The sequence below is a fragment of the Bowmanella yangjiangensis genome, from assembly GCF_017255015.1.
GTDB classification, from domain to species: domain Bacteria; phylum Pseudomonadota; class Gammaproteobacteria; order Enterobacterales; family Alteromonadaceae; genus Bowmanella; species Bowmanella yangjiangensis.
This window is the reverse complement of sequence record NZ_JAFKCS010000205.1, coordinates 1-1455: the sequence shown is the minus strand read 5'-3', so window position 1 is coordinate 1455 and position 1455 is coordinate 1. Positions and strand designations below refer to the sequence as shown.

1 protein-coding gene and 1 pseudogene are annotated in these 1455 nt (G+C 62.6%); both read left to right on the top strand.

From position 1 onward, the window contains the following. Positions 1-463, top strand: a pseudogene (locus J0A65_RS23345) (hypothetical protein); the annotation flags it as partial. Between the two features lie 104 nt (positions 464-567). Continuing rightward, positions 568-1185 carry a heme acquisition protein HasA gene (locus J0A65_RS23340; protein WP_037055533.1) on the top strand — a complete coding sequence of 206 codons (618 nt, stop codon included), beginning with the start codon at positions 568-570 and terminating at the stop codon, positions 1183-1185. The last annotated feature ends 270 nt before the right edge of the window (positions 1186-1455 follow it).

The following is a 1455-nucleotide window of genomic DNA, read 5'->3' as shown; positions in this document are numbered from 1 at the left end:
CGTGCAGGTGGGTACCCAACCCGGTTTCATCCAGGTCGGACCTATCCAGATTCCGGTGCAGGTGCCGGTCTACGAGGCGCAGCCCAATGACGCGCTGAACGATCTGGTCACTTGCGGCCAGATCATGGGCAACGCGTCCTATATGCCGGCTGACCGTGGTTCGCTGACCCTGGGCATGCGCTTTCTCGACCGACGCCTGGACGTAGGCGCGCGCCTGCGTTACAGCGCCGGCAATGGCGAAAACCTCACCAACCACACCTATGCGCAGATCGACCAGGCGCTCTGGCCGCAATACGAGGTCTATGACCTTTACGCCAGCTACTGGATGACCAGCAGTCTGAACCTGGCGCTGTCGATGGAGAACGTCACCGACCAGGCCTACTTCGTCGCCATGGGCGATGCCAACAACCTGTCCCTGGCCCGTGGCCGCACCCTCACCGGGATGCTCGAGTACCGCTTCTGAACGGCTCCGGCCAGAGGGCCGGGGCAAGGCTTTGCCCGTTTTGGGCAAAGGCGATGGTGCTTGATTCACCGTCGTCCATCACTCCATGCACAAGAGGATTTGTCATGAGCGCTTCCGTTACTTACGACCCGATTTTCGGCAGCTCGACCATCGATGATTACCTGGCCTTCTGGACCACGGGTTTTGCCACCGCCGGCCATGGCGACAGTAACACCGGTGGTTTTAGCAATGGCACATTCAGCGGTGATCAGTACGCTACCCATGGTGCGAACAACTCGGACTACGCCTTTATTGCCGACAGCGATGTCAGTAATGGTCTGAACTACGTCTTCGACTTCACCCTGCCGTCTGGCGACAACCAGAACCACTACCTCTACGGCCAGCTGGACAATGTCTCTCTGGGCGAAGTACTCGGTGGTGGTTCGGGCAGCGACTTCAGCCTGAGCAACTACGTGGTCACCTTCAGCGGGCTGGACCTGTCCGCCGCATTCGGCGCCGGCCGCGTCGGCAACGAAGTGCACGAAACGATCTTCGGCCTGATGCAGGGCAACACCGCGCCTCTGGAGTCGGTTCTGGACGATCTGTTCGCCGCCTACGGTGTCTCCACCGACGACACCTTCGACGTGGTCGCCGCTGCCCTGGCAGCCGGTCCGCTGAGCACTGGCTCGGCCGAAACGGTTGGCGTACCGGAGCTGGCCGACGACCTGGCCCTGGCGGCCTGATCGGGCGGTGATGAAAAAGGCGGCGGGGAGATCGCTCTCCCGGCCGCCGGCAACGACCGCCGTGGTGCTGGCCTGAACAACTCGCGCCACGGTGGTCGCACGAATTCTCGACAAGCGCGGCCTGTTGCGTCAATCACGGCAGGCGGCGTTCCTGGGGCTCGAAGGCATGCAACCCTCCAATGAAATCCTCGCCGCGCTGGCGTCCTGCCGGCGTGGCTTCGTCAGCATCGGCGCGTTCAGCGCGGTGATCAACCTGCTGATGCTGGCCCC

Bases quoted from the DNA above. Each gene is read 5' to 3' on its own strand.
- J0A65_RS23340 (WP_037055533.1), top strand. From the start codon at position 568: ATGAGCGCTTCCGTTACTTACGACCCGATTTTCGGCAGCTCGACCATC.